Here is a 20,544-nt window from a genome sequence, read left to right on the forward strand (position 1 = left end):
AGGAAGGGCAAAGTGAAAAGCTGATGGAGTGATATGTCGCTTAGCCTGGCAGGCGTGCGACCGTTAGCCGAAGGTCAAGGCATGAGGCTACGCAGGATGAGGTTGGAAGTGAGCGTGGGCGCCTCTTCGACGAAATCGAGGTTGTACTGCAGCAGTAGTGGATTGACGAATGGCCGCAGAGCAAGATGTATCGCCTCTACTGTCTCGTCCAGGGGAGTCTTGCGTTCGAACTCACCAACCTCTCGCCCTTCACGCACAATTTGCAAAATGAATTGCTTGATCTGGGCGTCATAAATTTGCGAGCTGGGCCAACGCTCCGACACAGAAAACGCGGCGATGTCATAGAGTTTCCGGTCATTGAAGAACAGGTTCACCCCTGTGGCGATCACCGTTTTGACCAAGCGTCGAAAGCGCTCCGTTGGTGAAAGGGTCTCGACATTGATGGCCTGCTCGACAGCCGCAACGATTTCTGCCAGACAATTTGTACAGATGGCTTCACCGATCGCCTGCTTGGAATCAAAAAACTTGTAGATATAGGCCTTGGAAAAGCCGATGGCTTTAGCCAGGTCGGAGACCGTGGTTTTGCCATAGCCGTACTGGCTGAAGTGTTCGTTGGCCGCCGCGACAATCTGGTTTCGAATGTCGTGATCGGCTGGGCCGCGGGCGCTGGGCGAAGATATCGATGGCTGATTCATGGGAACAGCTTACTCACCCTATGGCGGACTGACAACTTGTGACCGATAAGATATATAGTCACAAATCGACCGTTCCGAATGCCCCTCCAGGGCGACTGAGAAAACACCAGCGAACATGCGAACAGGCTGAGGTCGGGGCAATCCACATAGCAAATCCGCTGGCCCGAGGAAGGCGCAGCACCTGAAAGCACATTCGATGATCGATCCCACACCCAAGGCCGCGACCTCCTCCCCCAGCGCAAGCCAACGCCCTGCCACCCCACGCGCCCCAGCGACCTGCCCCGCTTGCCGAAAAGCGCAAGACTTCGCGCTGAAAAACCGGATAATGGCCGCCATTTCGTTTTGCTCGTTATTCGGTGTTCCCCATGGAAATCAAGGTCAACTTTCTCGACAACCTCCGACTTGAAGCCAAGTTCGATGACTTCACGGTGGTGGCCGACCAGCCCATCCGCTACAAGGGCGATGGCTCGGCACCGGGTCCGTTCGACTATTTCCTGGCGTCATCGGCGTTGTGCGCGGCGTACTTCGTGAAGTTGTACTGCGACACTCGCAATATCCCCACCGACAACATTCGCCTGTCGCAGAACAACATTGTCGATCCGGAAAACCGCTACAACCAGATCTTCAAGATCCAGGTCGAGTTGCCGGCGGATATTTCCGACAAGGACCGCCTGGGCATCCTGCGCTCCATCGACCGTTGCACCGTCAAGAAAGTGGTACAGGCCGGGCCTGAGTTTGTGATTGAAGAGGTGGAAAACCTCGACGCCGATGCCCAGGCCCTGTTGATGCCGAGCGCGGGCTCGCACAGCACCTATATCGTCGGCAAGGACCTGCCGCTGGAACAGACCATCGCCAACATGTCCGGCATCCTGGCCGGCCTGGGCATGAAGATCGAGATCGCTTCGTGGCGCAATATCGTGCCCAACGTCTGGTCGCTGCATATCCGCGACGCGCAGTCGCCGATGTGCTTTACCAATGGCAAGGGCGCGACCAAGGAAGGCGCGCTGGCCTCGGCGCTGGGTGAGTTCATCGAGCGCCTGAACTGCAACTTCTTCTACAACGATCAGTTCTGGGGCGAGGAGATCGCCAACGCGCCGTTCGTGCATTACCCGGACGAGCGCTGGTTCAAGCCGGGCCCCAAGGATGAGCTGCCCAGCGAAATCCTCGACCCCTACTGCCTGAAAATCTACAACCGCGACGGCGAACTGCGCGGCTCGCACCTGTTCGACACCAATTCCGGCAATGAAGAGCGCGGCATTGTTTCGCTGCCGTTCGTGCGCCAGTCGGACGGCGAAGTGGTGTACTTCCCGTCCAACCTGATCGAAAACCTCTACCTCAGCAACGGCATGAGCGCCGGCAACACCCTGGCCGAAGCCCAGGTGCAGTGCCTGTCGGAGATCTTCGAGCGCGCCGTCAAACGCGAAATCATCGAAGGCGAGTTCGCCCTGCCGGATGTACCGGCAGAAGTCTTGGCCAAATACCCGGGGATTCTCGCCGGCATCCAGGGCCTGGAAGCCCAGGGCTTTCCGGTGCTGGTCAAAGACGCATCCCTGGGCGGTGAGTTCCCGGTGATGTGCGTGACCTTGATGAACCCGCGTACCGGTGGCGTATTTGCCTCGTTCGGCGCTCACCCAAGCCTGGAAGTGGCGCTGGAGCGCAGCCTCACCGAACTGCTGCAAGGCCGCAGCTTCGAGGGCTTGAACGATTTGCCGCCGCCGACGTTCGAAGGCCAGGCGGTCACCGAGCCGAACAACTTCGTCGAGCACTTCATCGACTCCAGCGGCGTGGTGTCGTGGCGCTTCTTCAGCGCCCAGTCGGATTATGAATTCGTCGAGTGGGACTTCTCCGGCCAGGGCGGCTCCAGTGAAAAAGAAGGGTCTAACGCCCAGGAAGCCGCGACCTTGTTCGGCATTCTCGAAGGCATGGGCAAAGAGTCCTACATGGCCGTGTACGAGCACCTCGGCGCAACCGCCTGCCGCATCCTGGTGCCGGACTACTCGGAAATCTACCCGGTGGAAGACCTGATCTGGGACAACACCAACAAGGCGCTGTTCTTCCGCTCCGACATCCTCAACCTGCACAGCCTCGACGAGGATGAGTTGCAGGCGTTGCTCGAGCGCCTGATAGAAAGCGAGCTGGACGACTACACCGATATCACCACCCTGATCGGCATCGAGTTCGACGACAACACCGCCTGGGGCCAACTGACCATCCTGGAGTTGAAGCTGCTGATCTTCCTGGCCTTGCAGCAATATGAAGAAGCCAAGGAGTGCGTGGAGATGTTCCTGCAGTACAACGACAACACCGCCGAGCGTGGCCTGTTTTACCAGGCGATGAATGCGGTGCTGGAGATGGAACTCGACGAAGATCTGGACCTGGCGGATTACGAAGTCAATTTCCGTCGCATGTTCGGCAACGAGCGGATGGATGCGGTGATTGGCTCGGTGAATGGCGAAGTGCGCTTCTATGGCCTGACGCCGACCAGCATGAAGCTGGAAGGGATCGACCGCCACCTGCGTCTGATCGACAGCTACAAGAAGCTGCACGCGGCGCGGGCCAAGGTGACGGCTCTCTCCAACTGATGGCTGTTGTCGATAGTTGCCCCGTCGCGGCGGGCAACTATCGGTCTGGCCAGCCACAAATGGCTGGCCGCCCCTCCCTCTCCCCTTAGAACTTCGTCAACACCCCCACCCGTAACGTCCGCCCCGGCGCCGGCATGAAGCTCTGTGCCAGCGGGTCCAGGTAGTAGCGATCGGTCAGGTTCTGCAGCGACACGCTGAGTTGAGTGTGTTCCTTCAACTTGTAGTTGAGGAACAGGTCGAACAGCGCCACCTCGCGGTAGACCAGCTGCGGTGTGGTGGCGCCGGTCTGCCAGTTCTCGTCGGCCTTGACCGTCGGGCCGGAGCTGTAGGTGGCGCGCCCGCCAAGGGTCAGGGCTTGGTCGAAGAAGCGCAGGCCCGAGGTCAGGTTCGCCGAGAAGCGTGGCGGGTTCTGGGTGTTGGAGTACGAGCCCATGAAGCTGCCCGGCGTACAGTCCGGCGTGTTGCTCAGGTCCCGATAGCGATTGCTGCTGGCCCGCAGCCGAGCGACGAAGGCCGAGTCGCAGGTTTCGGTCTTCAGGTAGTAGGTGGACGAAAAGTCCGCGAACACCCGTCCAGCGTCATAGTGCGACTGCAGCTCCAGGCCGCTGGTCTTGTAGCTGTCGGTATTGCTGAAGCGCATCAGGCCCATCAGGCCCGGGCTCGGGTCGTAGTAGCGAGTGATGTAGTTCTTGATGCTGTTGTTGAAGTAAGCCAGCTTGATCGCCGCCGAGTCGTTGTCCAGCAGCAGGCCTTTGTGCAGGGTGCTGGCGCCGATTTCCCAACTGCTGGAACGCTCGGGCTTCAGGCCCTTGCCCGGCATGGTCTGCAACACGCCCTGGCTGGTTTCAAACAGCGAGGGCATGCGCAGGCCCTGGGTGTAGGAGGCATAGACGAAGGTGTCCGGCGCCACTTCGAGATTGATGCCGAAGGCCGGGGCGAAGGCGCCGCCGCTGTTGCGGTTCTTTCCAGAATAGTCATAACCGCTGACCACCTCGCCGACCTCGGACGGATAGACCCTCGAGTCGGTCGCGCCGAAGTCGTTGTAGCGAATACCCTCGAACGGATAGTTGGTGTTCTTGAACACGATCCCGTTGTTCAACCGCGGATCCGTGGCGTCGGTGTACTGCCCGTTCGAGTCCGGGAACCACATCATGTTGCCGTAGCTTTGCTCGTTGGAAACGCTCAGGTAACGCAAGTCGCGCTCCTCCCGACGCGCCGTCGCATGGGCGACCTTATCCTGGGTGCGGTAGTAGGTGTAACGCCCGCCGCCCCACAGCGTCAGGCTGTCGATCGGTTTGTACTCCAGCTTGCCGTTCAGGCTGAACTCCTGCCGCTCCCCTTCGCGCAGCATGCGGTTGGCATTGATGTCGTGCTGGGTGGTGACCACGCTTTTTTGCGGGCGCAGGTCCTCGACCTGGAACGAGCCGCCCAGGTCCAGCTTGAAATCGCCATAGTCGCTCTGCATGTGCGAGGTGTTGGCCAGGTCGCCACCAATGCGGCGGTCGGCCTGGCGGCTCCAGCTGCGATCCGAGCGATAGGCTTGCGAAGCCGGCGCCGCCACCGAGGTCAGCTGGCTGGTCTGCGCGTCGGTCATCCACAGGCTGGCCGTCAGGTCCACCAGCGGATTGCCGTCGGGCAGGTAGTGGTAGCGCGCGGTGTAGGTGTCGATCTTGGTGTGGCCCAGTGGGTACTGGTAGATGCCGCCGGTGCCGAAACGGAAAATGTCCGACGGCATGATCTCGCCGATGCGCCCGTCGTAGCGGCGGTAGCCCAGGTCGAAGCTGTGGCCGTCTGCCGGGCGCAGGGTGGTCTTGAGCAGGAAGGATTCGGTCTGCGAAGAGGAGTTCAGCACTTCCTCACCGGCGTTATAGGTGGTGGCCACCGTCATCTCTTCACCGCCGTAACGGTCGTAGGTGCGATAGCGGTCCTGGCCCTTCTTGCCGGCGAAATAGTTGCCCTGGTTGCGGTGGGCATAGGCCGCCACCACATCGAAGAATTCATGGCTATAGGCGAACGCGGCACTGCCGGACTCAGCCTTCGAACCGAACAGGCCGCCACGGCTCTGGTGCGGCTCCGAGAACAGCTCCTCGGTCATCGAGTGGCCGTCGCGCGAGGCGGGAGCGACGCCGTTGTTCCACAGGTCACCCTTCAAGCGCAGGCCGATGCTCTTGCCGTCCTGCAGGATATCCTCGACGCCGAGGGTGCGCATCTTCACCGTGCCGCCGATGGCGCTGGAGGTCAGGCTCGGGCCCTTGTCGATGGCGATGTCGCTGATCAGGTCCGGGTCGATGTAGCTGCGTTGCTGGGTGCCCGCATAACCGCGATAGACATCCAGTGCCTGTTGCGAACCGTCGACGGTCACCGCCACCCGGCTCTGGCCCTGGATGCCGCGGATGTTCACATCCAGGCCGCCACCGTTGCGGCTGTCGCCGACCTGGACCCCAGGCTGGCCCTTGAGCAGGTCACCGACCGAGATCACGCCAAAGCGCTGCATGTCCTCGCCGGAGATATACAGCGACGATCGCGGCGCCGAATACACCTCCTTCTGCTCAAGGTCTTCGCCAACGACTTTCTGCGATGGCAGCACCATCTCCCCGCCCGCCCGATACAACTCGAAGCTGCCGTCCACCTGGCGCTGATAGCCCAGGCCGGTTCCCGCCAGCAACCGTGCCAGGCCCGCCTCGGTGCTGAAATCGCCTTGCAGGCCCTGGCTGCGCTTGCCTTCCGTCAGCGTGGCGCTGCCCGCCATATTGATGCCCGCCTGCACGCCGAAACGCGACAGCGCCTGGTCCAGCGGGCCGGCGTCGATGCTGTAGTGCTGGCGCTCGCCAGCGGCGAACACGGCCGCGCCGCAGAGCGGCTGCAAACTGAGGAAAAGCAGACCAAAGGTGCGGGTACACAAGGCACGGGCGGGGAAAATCATGCAAGGCTCCTAGGGGTTGGCACCCACCTGTCCCGGTGGGTCATACCTAAAGGCCAAGCCAGATCGAAAAAACTATCGCCCCGGAGAAAAAAAGTTTCAGGCCGGCACCACAGTCACCCAATAACGGGTTCGTCGCTCGATGCGCACCGGCAGCGTATTGGCCACCAGCGCCAACGCGGCATCGGTGTCGTCCAGCTGGAAACTGCCGGTCACGCGCAAGGCCGCGACCTCTGCGCTGCAACGCAAAAAGCCCGGGCGGTAGCGCGAGAGTTCAGCCAGCAATGTGTCCAGGCGCATGCGCTCGGCCGGCAAGATGCCCCGCAGCCAGGCCTGGGCCATCAACAGATCAACGCGGCTCGGCGCCCCGACGCCCTGGCTGTCGACCCGGGTTTGCCAACCGGCCTCCAGCGGCACCGGTAGCCAATGGCGCCGGGCACTGAGCTGCACCAGACCGCGCAGCACCCTCACCTGGGTGCCCTGCCGATCGTGGCGCACCAGCAGATGGGCGCCACGGCCGTACAGCACCGCGTCCGGGGTCAGCAGTTGCACAGCCGGCGATTCGGCCCGCGCATCCAGCGCCATCTCGCCCTCGATCAACTGCACGGTGCCCTGCTGCGGAGTCAGCTCCAGGTTCACCGCGCTGGCGGTGTTCAGCCACAGCGAGCTGCCGTCCGCCAGGGCCCAGCGCCGACGTTCGCCGATACTGGTGCGGTAAGTGGCCAGGGCCGAACGCACCAGGGTCGAATCCGCACCCTGCCAGGAAGCTCCGCCAAGCAGGCTCAGGGCGAGCAGACACTTGAGCACCTGTCGACGGCGCTGCGGATCGGCCCCGGCCGACTCCAGTGCCCGACGCGCCGTGGCATCGGCCAACAGATTGGCTCCGGGTTGCAGCATCAACGGCAAACTGCTGACCCGCTGCCAGGCGTACTCATGCTCGGCGCTCGCCTGCCGCCACTGCTGCAAGGCCTGATGCTCGGCGGCAGTCATCAGCCCGGACTGCGCCCGGACCATCCAGTCGATGGCACTGTCCCGCACCCGCGGGTCGACAACCGCACTACTCATTCAAAACGGCTCGCGTAACAGACACTGAACGCCTTGCCCATGGCCCGCTGCACCTGGGCCACGCTCAGGCTCAACCGCGCGGCGATCTGCGGGTAGGTCAAGCCGTCGAGCTGGGACAAAAAGAAAATCTGCCGCACCCGCGACGACAACCCCACCAGCAGCAAATCCAGCTGCAACAGGGTTTCGATCATCAGGTGCCGCTCTTCCGGCGAAGGCTCCTCGGCCACTGGCCGCGCCGCCAGGGCTTCCAGGTAAGCCCGCTCGATCGCCTGGCGCCGCCAGCGATTGATCAGCAAGCCATTGGCAATGGTCGCGAGAAACGCCATGGGCTGGCGCAACTCGCGCACATCCTCCTGCGAACGCATCACCCGGACAAAGGTGTCGTGAGCCAGGTCCTCGGCATCGGCACTGTGCCCCAACCGTCGATGCAACCAGCCCCGAAGCCAGCCGTGATGGTTCGCATACAACCGGGCGACGGGCGAGGCAAAGCTGTCGTCGTGCATGTCAGATTCGCATTAATGATAATGCTTCTCATTTTATTATTTGCGGGCGAGAGTTGTACAGCGCCGAGGAGTGGCGCGGGCTTGGGAAGGCCTCCTGAATAGCACATATGACCTATAGGCGCGCCCCAGGCGCCATGCTGAAATGAGTCACTCTACCGAGTCAGATTCAAGAGGGGGTGGCTGGTCAGAATCCCCTGCTTTACGTCTTCCGACGTGCCCCCTGTCGAGGATCGAGGATAACCAGGGCGAAACACTATTAAGGAAAATATGCCATGAACAAAAACTACATCTTTGCCCCCGCGTTACTGCTTCTGGCGGGTACCTTGGCGGGTTGCTCGACCACTCCCAATGTCTTGCAAATACACAAGGTCACCTCGGAAACCATTGGCCTGGCCTCGACCGACGAACTCACCATGGGGCCCGTCACCAAAAGCAAAGAAGACTTTCTCGGCGGCGCGGAACTGAACTTCAAGGCCACCACCGCCAAGGGCCGCGTGTTCAACTGCTCGACCTTCATGACCCCGGGGATTCTGCTCGATCCGCCGAAATATTCACGGCTTACTTGCACGAACTGAGCTGGCGGCAGCGGCTTAAAGCAAAAGGCCCCGACTTGTCGGGGCTTTTGTTTTGATCGGTCGGTAGATTGCCGGGATTTCACATAGTCTGATCTCAGGCCCGACTGTGCGGCGATCTGCGGGTAGGTGATTTGCCATCTGGCCGCATTCAAAGGCGGATACAACGACCCACACAGCACCGTCTAGACTCCAACACTCCAGGGCCGAAGGTTCCTGGCCCCCAACGGCAGTCATTCCCATCGAGTCGACCCGAGTACACAAAATCATGTGTGAATCATGTGATTCAAACTCCGCCGCAAACACCCACGATCGTCGTCGTTTTCTTCGCTTCGCCGGACTGGGAGCAGGCGCCCTGCTGATAGCCGGCGTACTGCCAGACAGGCTGGTCCATGCCGCCGAAAAAACCGCCGCGCCGCCCAAACCACAGAACGCCATCAGCCCCGACCAGGCACTGCAAAGGCTGGTCGAAGGTAATGAGCGTTATGTCAGCGGAAACTCAAAGACCCACGACTTCAAGGACGAGCGCGAAGCCCTGGTTTCCGGGCAGAACCCGTTCGTGGCGGTGCTCAGTTGCTCCGACTCGCGGATCGCTCCCGAATACGCTTTCGACACAGCCCGAGGCGATCTTTTCGCCATACGCGTTGCGGGCAACTTCGTCACCGGCGAAGGCCTGGCCAGCCTCGAATACGCCGTCGCGGCACTCGGCGCCCCGCTTATTCTGGTACTGGGGCATGAGAGCTGCGGCGCCATCGAGGCCGGCATCAAAGCAGTAAAAGACCACGCCGTTTTTCCTGGGCATATCCAGAAACTGACCGATGCACTCAAGCCCTCTATCGAGAAAGTGCTCAAGCAACCCGGGGCGCTTATGGAAAATGCCACAGTGCAAAACATCAAGGACTCGGTCGCCAGCCTTAAACAGGCCACGCCACTGCTCACCGATGCGCTCGACAAAGGCAGGTTGAAAATTGTAGGCGGCATCTACCGCCTTGCCACCGGTAAAGTCGAGTTGATTGCCTGAACCGGACAGTGCGCATCGCCTACCGATAAACCGAGAAAGAGCCCTGCGCGCCGGCTGGGCTCTGCTGGTTTTCGCCGCCTGGATAAACGACCGGGCTTGCACTGCCCGGTCGTGGTTGAGGATCAGTGTCGAGCGTTCAGCGCCAGGGTTCTATCGCCCAGGGTACTCAGCAGATCACAGCCGTCGCTGAGCAGCAGGCCAATGGCAAAACGGATTTGAGCAACATCTTGAGCGCCGGAAGCGCAGTCGAGGATTTCCAGCAGATTGCGGGCAGCGCCGATGCGTTGTTGGGCGCAAGTGTAGAGATCAGAGAGTGAGGCGTTGGCGTCCAGGTAGAGGACGGGGCGGTCGGTGTCGTTGCGGGTGAGTGGAACGAGGTTGCAAATTTCTGTGCGGGTCATTGGTGACGCTCCATGAGTATTTAAGTCCTGCTCCCATCCTGCAACCAAACAGGGAGTCGGTTGATGGATGAGGCGCTATGCACATAGTTTTTGGCCCGCGATGACCAGTCATCAGTCAGCAATGACGTGCTGAACTATAGAAGCTGTGTTCACTTGAGGACAGTTTTTAGGTGGAAGGTTTTTTCGGTTTATCGTTTCAAAAATGTGCCGTGAGCAGCTTGTGAATGGCGGCTTTCGGCCAAAAGCAGTCGTTCAGAGCAGAGCCACCTTCTGTCATACGCACGTGTCGTACGGGACGCGTTCGGCAAAACGCAGTTAGTCCATTATTCTCAAAGATTTGGTAGTGCCTCGGCCTCGCGAAACTCTATGGTGCGTCCAAAAACCAGCTACATTTTATTTGTAGCGCAGCAGGTGGTACTGATTGCTTTCCCTAATGAGTTTATATGTGACCCTATTTTTCCGTTCATAGGTAACAGAGCTTAAAAGGAAGAAGGAATGTCCACAAATACCAGCGAAGCGATAAATGGTGTTTATGACGAAGCAAAGAGCTTTCTAATAATTGGTCTAACGGGGCGCACAGGTTCAGGTTGCTCCACTGCGGCTAGTAAGTTGGGCGCTTCGAGTTTCGACTTTCCAGCCGATGGCTATGAAGGCCTTACAAAAAACGAACTTAAAAAGCATAAAATAATACATAAATACTTAAAGGGAGACGAATGGACCCCATTTTACAAGCTCGAGGCACGTTCGATAATTACATATCATCTGTTGCTACTGGATAAAGAGTCATTCATATCATATCTGACAAGTGTCGCGGGCGCGGATATTCGTCAAGAAAAGGCAATTGAAATTTATAACAACCTGAATTGTGTACGAGAAGAGATACTTCGGCTTCACTCGTTTAACGGAAAAGTTGAGACGGGCGAAATTGCGTCGTGGATGGAGTTGTACTTCTCAACGCTACCCTCTGTGACTGAGAGATTAAAAAACAACTTGGGAGGAGCTACTTTCACCAAGCTCTATCAAGAGTCGGGAGACAACATCAGATCATCAGGCTTTGCAAATAGCAATCTTTTTGATGCCGATAAACTATTCAACTTTCCTAAGCATTTGAATTTTATAATTAAACTTGTTCGCAAGTTTACAAAATCAAAAGGAGCGCCATGCAGAATTGTTATAGATGCCATTAGAAATCCGTACGAGGCATTCTTTCTGAAAAGAAGGTATGCGAATTTCTACCTAATGTCGATAAATACATCAAACTCGAAGAGACTGAATAGTCTACATGAGTATAGAAAGCTTTCAATAAAAGAAGTATCTGATCTCGATAACAAAGAGTATCCTGGGAAAATTTCCGGAACTAGTAAATTTATTGCACAAAATATTCAAGCTTGCATCGAGATCGCTGACATCCACATTCATAACTCAAAAACAAGTGAGTTTAATCAGAATGATCTTGTGAGTCAGTTAGCATGGTATCTAGCACTTATGATGCATCCAGGTTTAGTAATGCCTACATCGGTTGAAAACTGTATGCAAATAGCGTACACAGTTAAGCAAAGCTCAGGTTGTATATCGCGACAGGTTGGGGCTGTAGTAACTGATGATAGCTACAGTGTGAAATGTGTTGGTTGGAATAGTACCCCTCAAGGACAAACCCCATGTTTACTGAGAAGTGCTGAAGACTTGCTAGGCGGAGTTAATATTTTTGATTATAGTGAGTATGAAAAAAACGACAATGTATTCCGCAAAGCATTAAGTGACAAGTATTTTGATTTGATAAAATCTGGTGCTACTCAAAAGCGAAACATTCCATTTTGTTTCAAAGCTATACAAAATGAAATTGAGGGAGAAAAAAATCAGGTTCATACTAGGTCGTTGCATGCGGAAGAGAATGCTTTTTTACAAATAGCGAAAAATGGTGGACAAAAACTTCTTGGCGGCATTCTGTTTACTACTGCCAGTCCCTGTGAGCTTTGTGCAAAAAAAGCTTATCAATTAGGTATTGTGAAAATCATATATATCGATCCCTATCCGGGCATCGCTACTGACCATATTCTTTCTGTTGGTGCAAACAAACCAGTGCTCGAGTTATTTCGAGGTGCGGTTGGGCGTGCTTTTTATCAGCTATACCAACCTTTGATGCCTTACAAAGATGAACTGGAGTTACTCTACACTATTCCCTCGTATCATAATCCAGAGAGCCCATCAAAAAGCTTTCTAAAACAGGAGAATAAAAAATTGCTCGCTGAAATCGATGCACTAAGAGATGAATTGCGCAAAACAAAAGAAAATTGAACAACGGCAGCTAACGCCCCAAAGCGGACGCTAACACTATAGGTTGTCCGGCACCGTGGTTCGCAGAAGGGAGGGTACCAGAGCTGGTCATGAAAATGCCGAAGGCATGGCCAGCTTTGGCGTTCGTGTTGAATCGACAGTTGGGCGAGTAAACGGAAGCACGGTGTTGCAATTACGCTTAACCGCGCTACGTTCCTCGGATGCTCTTGATGAGGTTAGCAAGTTGCTCAGCGCCATCAAAGGTGGAGGGGATGCCTTCGCTTTCTGAGACAAGGCTGCTGAAGACAACGGCCTCGAACTTCGCGAGAGCGCTCGGGTCATCTTTCTTTATCTTCATCGAGTACTCCGCATAGCTTTGTACGAACTGGCACAAAGCTATTCGCAGGTCGAGCTGAAGAACTTGTGCTTTGACGGATCGGAATTGCGCAAGGACAACGCGAAAGAAGTAGATGAGGATCACTTCGATCGCGAGAATCGTTGGAAGCGTATACAGCAGCAGCCCTTTTTTCGACTCTATGGCGTCTAAGTGAGAAACTACGTAAGAAATCTGAAAGGTTGGTGGCGCGATCATCGCTAGTGCGAGCACAATCAGCGACCAGAATGCAACTCTACGTTCAATGAGCTTTGTGGCTGCCAACTGGCGAAACCCATCAACAAGACCAACGAAGTTGTAGGACGAGGTTGCGTCTTTTAGTCCCTGCTTAATGGCCTCGACATGTAGTCGTCGCTCGTCGAGTTCGGAGTCCCAGTCCACTTTGAGCTTCGACGCCGCTTCGACTGTTTGCGAGAATTTTCGAAACTCGGCGATAGCAGGATCGTTCAGGAGTTTCTTCGCTACTTGAACTGGCATCGAGTATCTTGCGAATGTGATCTGGTGCCGGTCGTTCCCGGTGAACAGTTCAAGGTTTTCATCAACGAAGTTTCCGATCCGCCGGACTTCAATGCTTGGTTCTGCAGGCTGCACAAACTCTAGCTCGCACAAGAAGCGGAAAGCTGACGTGAAAGCTGAGTTAATCGCCTCAGATCTCTTGTCGTCGGCAAGATTTGGAAACTCTCGAACCTCTCGCATGAAGTGATCACCGATCCACTCGATGTTCGAAGTGCAATACTCATCAAATCGAGCCGCGTTTGAAATCATCAGCTCGATGATCTGCAGCAGCGATTTCGCGACCTGAGAGGAATCAGATGCTGCTGCGAAACTTCTGAGTGTTCGGGAATAGAGTCGAAGTGACTCCAGGTTTTCTGGTGCGGCGAAGAATGGTGTGTGGGAAGGGGTTGTCATGGGAATTGATGATACCTAACGATTTAGCTAACAGACTCGCAAAGTCGTAGCTTTTACGAGTCCAATGAATGAAGTGAACGGTGTCGAACGCGCCGCTAGAAGCTATATACAAAATTGCCCAGTAAGTCGCCAATGGTTCGAAAAGGGGATAGATATATTTTTCCCACTCTAATGTCCCCTTTTGGCCGAAAGCGAGCGTGTAAGGCTGTTTATAAACTGGCCGTATGCTTCTTGATCAACCCATCAAACTTTTCCAACGCAGCATTGAAGTTCACTAAATCAAAGCACACTGGCTGGCTATTGGCGTCCCACCGGGTCGAAACACCTACTTCGAGCTTTCCGGAAACACTCCAACCAAAACGAGCCCAGCGCACTATGTCGCCTTCGACAACTTGCTCCGCTACCATCACGGTACAGTCAAAATCCATGTCATCGCTACATACCAACAGCGGGACGATTGTGGAAGTGCCCTCTTGTCCAGGGATGAAGCGCCGTTTCGCAAGCGCATCTTCATCCTCATCCAACAACCACATCAGCGAAAGACCAAGTTTGGCGACATCTGGCTCATTTAGATGACTGGATAGCCATTGCTCAATAGCGACGTCATCGATAGTCAACCATGCACAACTACTGCGGGAGAATGACGCTTGGTGGTAAGTAGCATCGATACGGTGAAGCATGGGAGAAATCCTTCGGATTGGCCTTGAGCCTCACTAGCTCAGACGAATTAAAGATCGGAGTACAAGCCGATGATCGACCTGTTGTCAGCCATGATTACATATAGCGAAGCGGTTGCTTTGATGAATGACTGCTTCTGGCCGAAAGCAGACGCTCCTCAACCAAACAGATATCTACATTACTCGTCAGTATTCAAGAACCGAGAGATAGCTCAGAAGCACCCCGTAAAATCACAGTCGTTATAAGCGCGCTAAGCGGCTATCAATAGCCGCTCAGGATTAAGAGAGCGTTTCAGGAATTGCCCGACTCAAAAATTCGCCGGCGTATTCGCACTAATAATCTCCGCCTCATCCTGCCCAATATTGCGAAACTTATGCGGCAAGGTGGTCGGAAAATAATACCCATCCCCCGGGTTCAACACGCTCACCTGCCCATCCACCGTCAATTCCACGGTGCCGCGGGTCACAAGCCCACACTCCTCCCCTTCGCTGTGCACGATCGGTTCGTCGCCGGAGCTGGCGCCGGGGGCGTATTGTTCGCGCAGAAAGCGCATCTGGCGGGTTGGCAGGGCGGCGCCGATCAGCAGCAGGCGGGCGCCGTCGCGGCCGAGGTCGGGTTGTTCGTTGGCGCGGAAGACGTATTGGTGTTCGCGCGGGGGCTGGTCGAAGGTGAAGAAGTCCGCCAGGGACATGGGGATGCCTTCGAGGAGTTTTTTCAGGGAGCTGACGGAGGGGCTGACGCGGTTCTGTTCGATCAGGGAGATGGTGGCGTTGGTCACGCCGCTGCGCCGGGCCAGCTCGCGCTGGGACAGTTTGTAGCTTTCGCGAACGAGTTTGAGTCGAGTGCCCGTGTCCATAGCAGCCTTGTGTGAGGTGTACGTGGGGGGTGTTGCAAGTTGGAGTGCGGCCGGTGACGTTTAGTTGCGAAGTTCGCCGATCCAGTGGCCCCGGAACCTGAAAGGCGGCTATTAAATCACGTTTGTGGGTGGAGCTGTAGCAGTGGCCGACGGTGGTGATTGGCCTTGCCGCAGGGTGTGCCAGGCGTTGAAAACCGGCGGTGTTCTTTCGGGCCTCGGGAGGGCCTGCGGCCCTTATCGCAGCCTGCGGCAGCGGCTACAGGTTTGCGGGTTCGGGGCGGGTTTCGGGGCTGAAAAAAGCCCGCGCAAGCGCGGGCAAACGCAGGAAACGTATCGGGATCAGATGCCGAAGCGATCACGCAGCGCGTAGTACGCCGCACCCATGGCGGTCAGCGGGGCCTGGAAGGTGCGGCCGCCGAACATCGGCATGTGCGGTAGCGAGGCGAAGGCGTCGAAGCGTTCGGCGTCGCCGCGGATCATCTCGGCGATCAGTTTGCCGGCCAGGTGCGAGCAGGTGACGCCGTGACCGCTGTAGCCCTGCATGTAGTAGGCGTTCTTTTCGATGCGGCCGAATTGCGGCATGCGCGACATGGTCAGCAGGAAGTTGCCGGTCCAGCGGTAGTCGATCTTCACGTCCTTGAGCTGGGGGAAGGTCTTGAGGATCTTCGGCCGGATCAGTTGCTCGATGTCGTTCGGCTCACGGGCGCCGTAGACCACGCCGCCGCCGTACAGCAGGCGGTTGTCGGCGGTGAGGCGGTAGTAGTCCAGCAGGTAGTTGCAGTCCTCGACGCAATAGTTGTTGCGGATCAGGCTGCGGGCCATTTTCTCCGACAGCGGCTCGGTGACCACGATCTGCGAGCCGCACGGCATGCTCTTGCGCGTCACCCGGGGGTCGAGGTCTTGCTGCAGGTAGGCGTTGCCGGCGATCAGCAGGTACTTGGCGCGGACCACGCCCTTGGCGGTGCGCACGATATTCGGTTCGCCGTAGGTGATTTCCACCGCCGCCGACTGCTCGAAGATCTTGCCGCCCAGGCCGATGATGGCGCTGGCTTCGCCCAGGGCCAGGTTCAGCGGGTGGATGTGCCCGCCTTGCATGTCCAGCAGGCCGCCGACGTAGGCGTCGGAGCCGACTTCCTGGGCGATCTGCGCCTTGTCCAGCAGCTTCAGGTTGTGGTTGCCGTAGCGCTCCCAGCTGGCCTTCTGTTCGGCCAGGCCCTTGAGCTGCTTCTTGTTCATGGCGGCGAAGATGCCACCCGGGCGGTAGTCGCACTGGATGTCGTAGTGCTGGATGCGCTGGCGAATGATGTCGGCGCCTTCGAAGATCATGCTGCCCAGCACTTCGGCGCTTTTCTCGCCGTAGCGCGACTCGATCACGTCGACGTCGCGGCTGTAGGAGTTGACCAGTTGCCCGCCGTTGCGCCCGCTGGCGCCGAAGCCGACCTTAGCCGCTTCGAGCACGGTGACGCTGTAGCCCGCCTCGGCGAGGAACAGCGCCGAGGACAGGCCGGTGTAGCCGGCGCCGATCACGCAGACGTCGCACTCGACCATTTCTTCCAATACCGGAAAGTCAGTGGTCTGGTTGCGGGTCGCGGCGTAGTAGCTGTTTACGTAGGTTTGCATTATCGAATTCTCCAGCAGGTGCCAGCCGCAGCCAGCCCCGCCGTTGTTATCAGAGTCAGAGCTTGATCCAGGTCGCTTTCAGCTCGGTGTACTTGTCGAAGGCATGCAGCGACTTGTCGCGACCATTGCCCGACTGTTTGAAGCCGCCGAACGGCGCGGTCATGTCGCCGCCGTCGTACTGGTTGACCCACACGCTGCCGGCGCGCAGGCCACGGGCGAAGCGGTGGGCGCGGCTGAGGTTGCTGGTCCAGACCCCGGCGGCGAGGCCGAAGATGCTGTCGTTGGCGATCGTCAGCGCCTCTTCCTCGGTGTCGAAGCTGATCACCGACAGCACTGGGCCGAAGATCTCTTCGCGGGCGATGGTCATGGCGTTGGTCACGCCGTCGAAAATGGTCGGCTCGACATACAGCCCGCCGGTGCTTTCCAGGGTCCGCGCGCCGCCGGCCAGCAGTTGGCCGCCCTGCTCCTTGCCGATGTCGATGTAACGCAGCACGTTGTCCAGCTGGCGCTGATCCACCAGCGCGCCGACGCGGGTCTCCGGGTCCAAGGCATGCCCGGGTTTCCAGGCCTTGATGGCCTCCACCAGCAACGGAATGAACTGCTCGCGGATCGAGCGCTCCACCAGCAGGCGCGAGCCGGCGGTGCAGACTTCGCCCTGGTTGAAGGCAATGGCGCTGGCCGACGCCTCCGCCGCCGCGCGCAGGTCCGGCGCGTCGGCGAACACCACGTTGGGGCTCTTGCCGCCCGCCTCCAGCCAGACGCGCTTCATGTTGCTCTGCCCGGAATACACCAGCAGTTGCTTGCCCACCGCGGTGGAGCCAGTAAAGGCCAGCACGTCCACGTCCATATGCAGGGCCAGGGCCTTGCCGACGGTGTGGCCGTAGCCCGGCAGCACGTTGAACACGCCTTTGGGGATGCCGGCATCCAGCGCCAGCTGGGCGATGCGGATCGCGGTCAGCGGCGACTTTTCCGAAGGCTTGAGGATGAACGAGTTACCCGCCGCCAGGGCCGGGGCGAATTTCCAGCTGGCCATGATCAGCGGGAAGTTCCACGGCACGATGGCCGCCACCACGCCGGAGGCCTCGCGCGTCACCAGGCCCAGTTGATCGTGGGGCGTGGCCGCCACTTCGTCGTAGACTTTGTCGACGGCCTCGGCGCTCCAGCGGATCGCGTTGGCAGTGGCCGGCACGTCGATGCTCAGGGAATCGCCGATGGGCTTGCCCATGTCCAGGGTTTCCAGGAGCGCCAGTTCTTCCTGGTGCTCGAGGATCAAATCGGCGAAGCGGATCAGCACGCGCTTGCGCTCGGCCGGGGCCTTGCGCGACCAGACGCCGGACTCGAACGCCTGGCGCGCCACCTGCACCGCCCGGTTGGCGTCGGCCTCGTCGGTGCTGGCGACGTTGGCCAGGAAACGCCCGTCCACCGGGCTGATGCATTCGAAGGTGGCCGCGCTGGCGGCGTGGCAATACTGGCCGTCGATAAAGGCGCGACCTTCGAGGGTCAAGGACTGGAAGCGCTGCTCCCAGTCGCTGCGGGATTTAGTCATGGCAAATACTCAACGCAGGAAAAGGAATGGCCGTCAGACCGTGTGCAGGTACCAGTTGTATTCGAGGTCGGAGATCGAGTTTTCGAACTCGGCCAGCTCGCTTTCCTTACAGGCGACGAACACGTCGATGTACATCGGATCGATGTACTTGGCCATCACCTCGCTGTCGTCCAGCACCCGCAGGGCGTCGCGCAGGTTGCTCGGCAGGCTCTGTTCGTTCTGCTCGTAGGAGTTGCCTTCCACCGGCGCGCCGGGCTCGATCTTGTTGGTCAGGCCGTGGTGAATGCCAGCCAGTACCGAAGCCATCAGCAGGTAAGGGTTGGCGTCGGCGCCGGCCACGCGGTGTTCGATGCGCACCGCATCCGCCGAACCTGTCGGCACGCGCACGGCCACGGTGCGGTTGTCGATGCCCCAGCTCGGCGAGTTCGGCACGTAGAACTGCGCGCCGAAGCGGCGGTAGGAGTTGACGTTCGGGCAGAGGAAGGCCATCTGCGCCGGCAGGGTTTCCAGCACGCCGCCGATGGCGTGGCGCAGGGCGTCGTTGGTTTCCGGGTCGTCGCTGGCGAAGATGTTGTTGCCTTGCTTGTCGAGAATCGAGATGTGCACGTGCAGGCCGTTGCCGGCCTGGCCCGGGTACGGCTTGGCCATGAAGGTGGTGTCCATCTCATGGTCGTAGGCGATGTTCTTCACCAGGCGCTTGAGCAGCACCGCGTAGTCGCAGGCCTTGATCGGGTCGGAGACGTGGTGCAGGTTGACTTCGAACTGCGCCGGAGCGCTTTCCTTGACGATGGCGTCGGCGGGGATGCCCTGCTCTTTCGCGCCTTCGAGGATGTCTTGCAGGCAGTCGACGTATTCGTCCAGGTCGTCGATCAGGTAGACCTGGGTCGACTGCGGACGCTTGCCGGAAATCGGCGAGCGCGGCGACTGCGGACGACCGTTCACGTTGTCCTGGTCGATCAGGTAGAACTCCAGCTCGAAGGCCGCACAGAGGGTCAGCCCCAGGGCGTCGAATTTACTCACCACCTGCCGCAGCACTTCGCGTGGGTCGGCGAAGAACGGCTCGCCTTCGATCTCGTGCATGGTCATCAGCAGTTGCGCGGTCGGGCGCTTCTGCCAGGGCTCGACGCTCAGGGTGCCGGGGATCGGGTAGCAGATGCGGTCGGCGTCGCCGATGTCCAGGCCCAGGCCGGTGCTTTCCACGGTGGAGCCGTTGATGTCCAGGGCGAACAGCGAGGCCGGCAGGTTGATGCCCTTCTCGTACACCTTGTGCAGGGCGGTGCGTTCGATGCGCTTGCCGCGCACCACGCCGTTCATGTCGGCAATCAGCAGGTCGACGTAGAGGATCTCGGGATGGTTCTTCAGGAAGGCGTTGGCTTCGTTGAGCTGAACGGCACGCAGTGGGACCGACATGATGCACCTATGTGTTAATTATTATGTTCAAAGCGGTTTCGTGGCAGCAGTCAATCCGAAAGGAAAAGTGAAGTCAAGCGCCAGAAATGGCCGCCGATCGTCAATTATTTTGCGCCTCAAGATCTTTATTTACCCCATAACCCGTGCCGTTCGCGGGTTTCAGACGAAAAACGTTTAGAATTTTTTACACAGAAGTTGTTAATTAAAATCAACGAGGATAAGCTCTCGAAAAACTCGTTCCAGCGTGAATTTCGAGGTGATAAAAATGGCATTCAAGCCATTGATCGGCGTTACTGCGTGCGTCAAAGAGATCGGGCTGCACCCCTACCACGTCAGCGGCGACAAGTACTTGCGTGCTGTCAGCAGCGCGGCCGAGGGCCTGCCCCTGATCATTCCTTCCCTGGCGGACCTCATCGATACCGAGGCTCTGCTGCAGAACCTGGACGGCCTGCTGTTCACCGGCTCGCCATCGAATGTGGAGCCCTTCCACTATCAGGGCCCGGCCAGCGAACCGGGCACCGCCCACGATCCCCAGCGCGATGCCACCACCCTGCCCCTGCTGCGCGCGGCGATTGCCGCCGGCGTGCCGGTGCTGGGCATCTGCCGCGGCTTCCAGGAGATGAACGTGGCCTTCGGCGGCAGCCTGCACCAGAAGGTCCATGAGTTGCCGGGCTATCTCGATCACCGCGAAGCCGACCACCCAGACCTGGCCGTGCAATACGCCCCCGCCCATGCCGTCAGGGTGCAACCGGGCGGCGTGTTCCAGGCCCTGGACCTGCCCCAGGAATTCCAGGTCAACTCGATCCACAGCCAGGGCATCGACCGCCTGGCCCCCGGCCTGCGCGCCGAGGCCCTGGCGCCGGACGGCCTGATCGAAGCGGTGTCGGTCGAACACAGCACAGCCTTTGCCCTGGGCGTGCAGTGGCATCCGGAATGGCAGGTGCTGTCGAACCCGGTCTACCTGCGGATCTTCCAGGCCTTCGGCGATGCCTGCCGGCAACGGGCGGCGCAGCGCAACGGCCACTGACTAAAAGCTTCACCCGCGAAATTGACTGCCACGCCCCCCGGCCGGCGGCGGTGCGCCCTTGTGCGCCCGCC

Annotated in this window: 16 protein-coding genes; 5 read left to right on the forward strand and 11 right to left on the reverse strand. The window is 58.5% G+C overall.

The annotated features are described in order from the left end of the window. Positions 1–74: 74 nt before the first annotated feature. Entirely contained in the window at positions 75–695 is a 621-nt protein-coding gene (locus NRG23_RS07505) for a TetR/AcrR family transcriptional regulator (protein WP_009048299.1), read from the reverse strand. A gap of 365 nt (positions 696–1,060) precedes the next feature. Between NRG23_RS07505 and NRG23_RS07510 the strand changes: the two genes are divergently transcribed. After that, complete coding sequence (locus NRG23_RS07510; protein WP_257374267.1) at positions 1,061–3,277, forward strand: OsmC domain/YcaO domain-containing protein; 2,217 nt, start codon at positions 1,061–1,063, stop codon at positions 3,275–3,277. A gap of 85 nt (positions 3,278–3,362) precedes the next feature. On the opposite strand, the gene NRG23_RS07515 is transcribed toward NRG23_RS07510, so the two are convergent. The 3 genes from NRG23_RS07515 to NRG23_RS07525 form a co-directional block, all read right to left on the reverse strand. After that, on the reverse strand, positions 3,363–6,200 hold the full coding sequence (locus NRG23_RS07515; RefSeq protein WP_257374273.1) for a TonB-dependent receptor: 2,838 nt from the start codon (positions 6,198–6,200) through the stop codon (positions 3,363–3,365). 96 nt (positions 6,201–6,296) lie between these two features. Then, entirely contained in the window at positions 6,297–7,262 is a 966-nt protein-coding gene (locus NRG23_RS07520) for a FecR domain-containing protein (protein WP_257374274.1), read from the reverse strand. After that, complete coding sequence (locus NRG23_RS07525) at positions 7,259–7,765, reverse strand: sigma-70 family RNA polymerase sigma factor (protein WP_101282154.1); 507 nt, start codon at positions 7,763–7,765, stop codon at positions 7,259–7,261. The genes NRG23_RS07520 and NRG23_RS07525 overlap by 4 nt, the downstream gene beginning before the upstream one ends. A 272-nt stretch (positions 7,766–8,037) precedes the next feature. Here NRG23_RS07525 and NRG23_RS07530 point away from each other — a divergent pair, with 272 nt between their 5' ends. Next, positions 8,038–8,340, forward strand: a complete 303-nt coding sequence (locus NRG23_RS07530; protein WP_009048294.1) for a hypothetical protein — start codon at positions 8,038–8,040, stop codon at positions 8,338–8,340. Between the two features lie 265 nt (positions 8,341–8,605). Beyond that, a complete protein-coding gene (locus NRG23_RS07535) occupies positions 8,606–9,358 on the forward strand; it encodes a carbonic anhydrase (RefSeq protein ID WP_101282153.1) in 753 nt (250 codons plus the stop codon). Positions 9,359–9,480: 122 nt separating this feature from the next. On the opposite strand, the gene NRG23_RS07540 is transcribed toward NRG23_RS07535, so the two are convergent. Further along, positions 9,481–9,759, reverse strand: a complete 279-nt coding sequence (locus tag NRG23_RS07540) for a hypothetical protein (protein ID WP_101282152.1) — start codon at positions 9,757–9,759, stop codon at positions 9,481–9,483. 495 nt (positions 9,760–10,254) lie between these two features. On the opposite strand from NRG23_RS07540, the gene NRG23_RS07545 reads away from it, so the two are divergent. Continuing rightward, positions 10,255–12,054 carry a hypothetical protein gene (locus tag NRG23_RS07545; protein ID WP_101282151.1) on the forward strand — a complete coding sequence of 600 codons (1,800 nt, stop codon included), beginning with the start codon at positions 10,255–10,257 and terminating at the stop codon, positions 12,052–12,054. 187 nt (positions 12,055–12,241) lie between these two features. Here NRG23_RS07545 and NRG23_RS07550 read toward each other — a convergent pair whose 3' ends face one another. The 6 genes from NRG23_RS07550 to NRG23_RS07575 all read right to left on the reverse strand — a co-directional run bounded on the left by NRG23_RS07550 (position 12,242) and on the right by NRG23_RS07575 (position 19,446). Continuing rightward, positions 12,242–13,336, reverse strand: coding sequence for a hypothetical protein (locus NRG23_RS07550; protein WP_157832215.1), 1,095 nt, complete (start codon positions 13,334–13,336; stop codon positions 12,242–12,244). A 209-nt stretch (positions 13,337–13,545) separates the two neighbouring features. Then, complete coding sequence (locus NRG23_RS07555; RefSeq protein WP_101282149.1) at positions 13,546–14,016, reverse strand: hypothetical protein; 471 nt, start codon at positions 14,014–14,016, stop codon at positions 13,546–13,548. A 305-nt stretch (positions 14,017–14,321) separates the two neighbouring features. Then, positions 14,322–14,870: a cupin domain-containing protein gene (locus NRG23_RS07560; RefSeq protein WP_009043206.1), complete on the reverse strand. Its 549-nt coding sequence runs from the start codon at positions 14,868–14,870 to the stop codon at positions 14,322–14,324. Between the two features lie 339 nt (positions 14,871–15,209). After that, the gene (locus NRG23_RS07565; RefSeq protein WP_257374282.1) at positions 15,210–16,490 is read right to left on the reverse strand and encodes an FAD-binding oxidoreductase; all 1,281 of its coding nucleotides are present in this window, start codon (positions 16,488–16,490) and stop codon (positions 15,210–15,212) included. A 55-nt stretch (positions 16,491–16,545) separates the two neighbouring features. After that, positions 16,546–18,036: an aldehyde dehydrogenase gene (locus NRG23_RS07570; protein ID WP_257374284.1), complete on the reverse strand. Its 1,491-nt coding sequence runs from the start codon at positions 18,034–18,036 to the stop codon at positions 16,546–16,548. A 33-nt stretch (positions 18,037–18,069) separates the two neighbouring features. Further along, complete coding sequence (locus tag NRG23_RS07575) at positions 18,070–19,446, reverse strand: glutamine synthetase family protein (protein ID WP_038580134.1); 1,377 nt, start codon at positions 19,444–19,446, stop codon at positions 18,070–18,072. A 265-nt stretch (positions 19,447–19,711) separates the two neighbouring features. Between NRG23_RS07575 and NRG23_RS07580 the strand changes: the two genes are divergently transcribed. Continuing rightward, on the forward strand, positions 19,712–20,473 hold the full coding sequence (locus NRG23_RS07580; RefSeq protein WP_009048286.1) for a gamma-glutamyl-gamma-aminobutyrate hydrolase family protein: 762 nt from the start codon (positions 19,712–19,714) through the stop codon (positions 20,471–20,473). Positions 20,474–20,544: the final 71 nt, after the last annotated feature.

It is taken from the genome of Pseudomonas sp. T8 (assembly GCF_024610635.1).
GTDB classification, from domain to species: Bacteria; Pseudomonadota; Gammaproteobacteria; order Pseudomonadales; family Pseudomonadaceae; genus Aquipseudomonas; species Aquipseudomonas chlororaphis_I.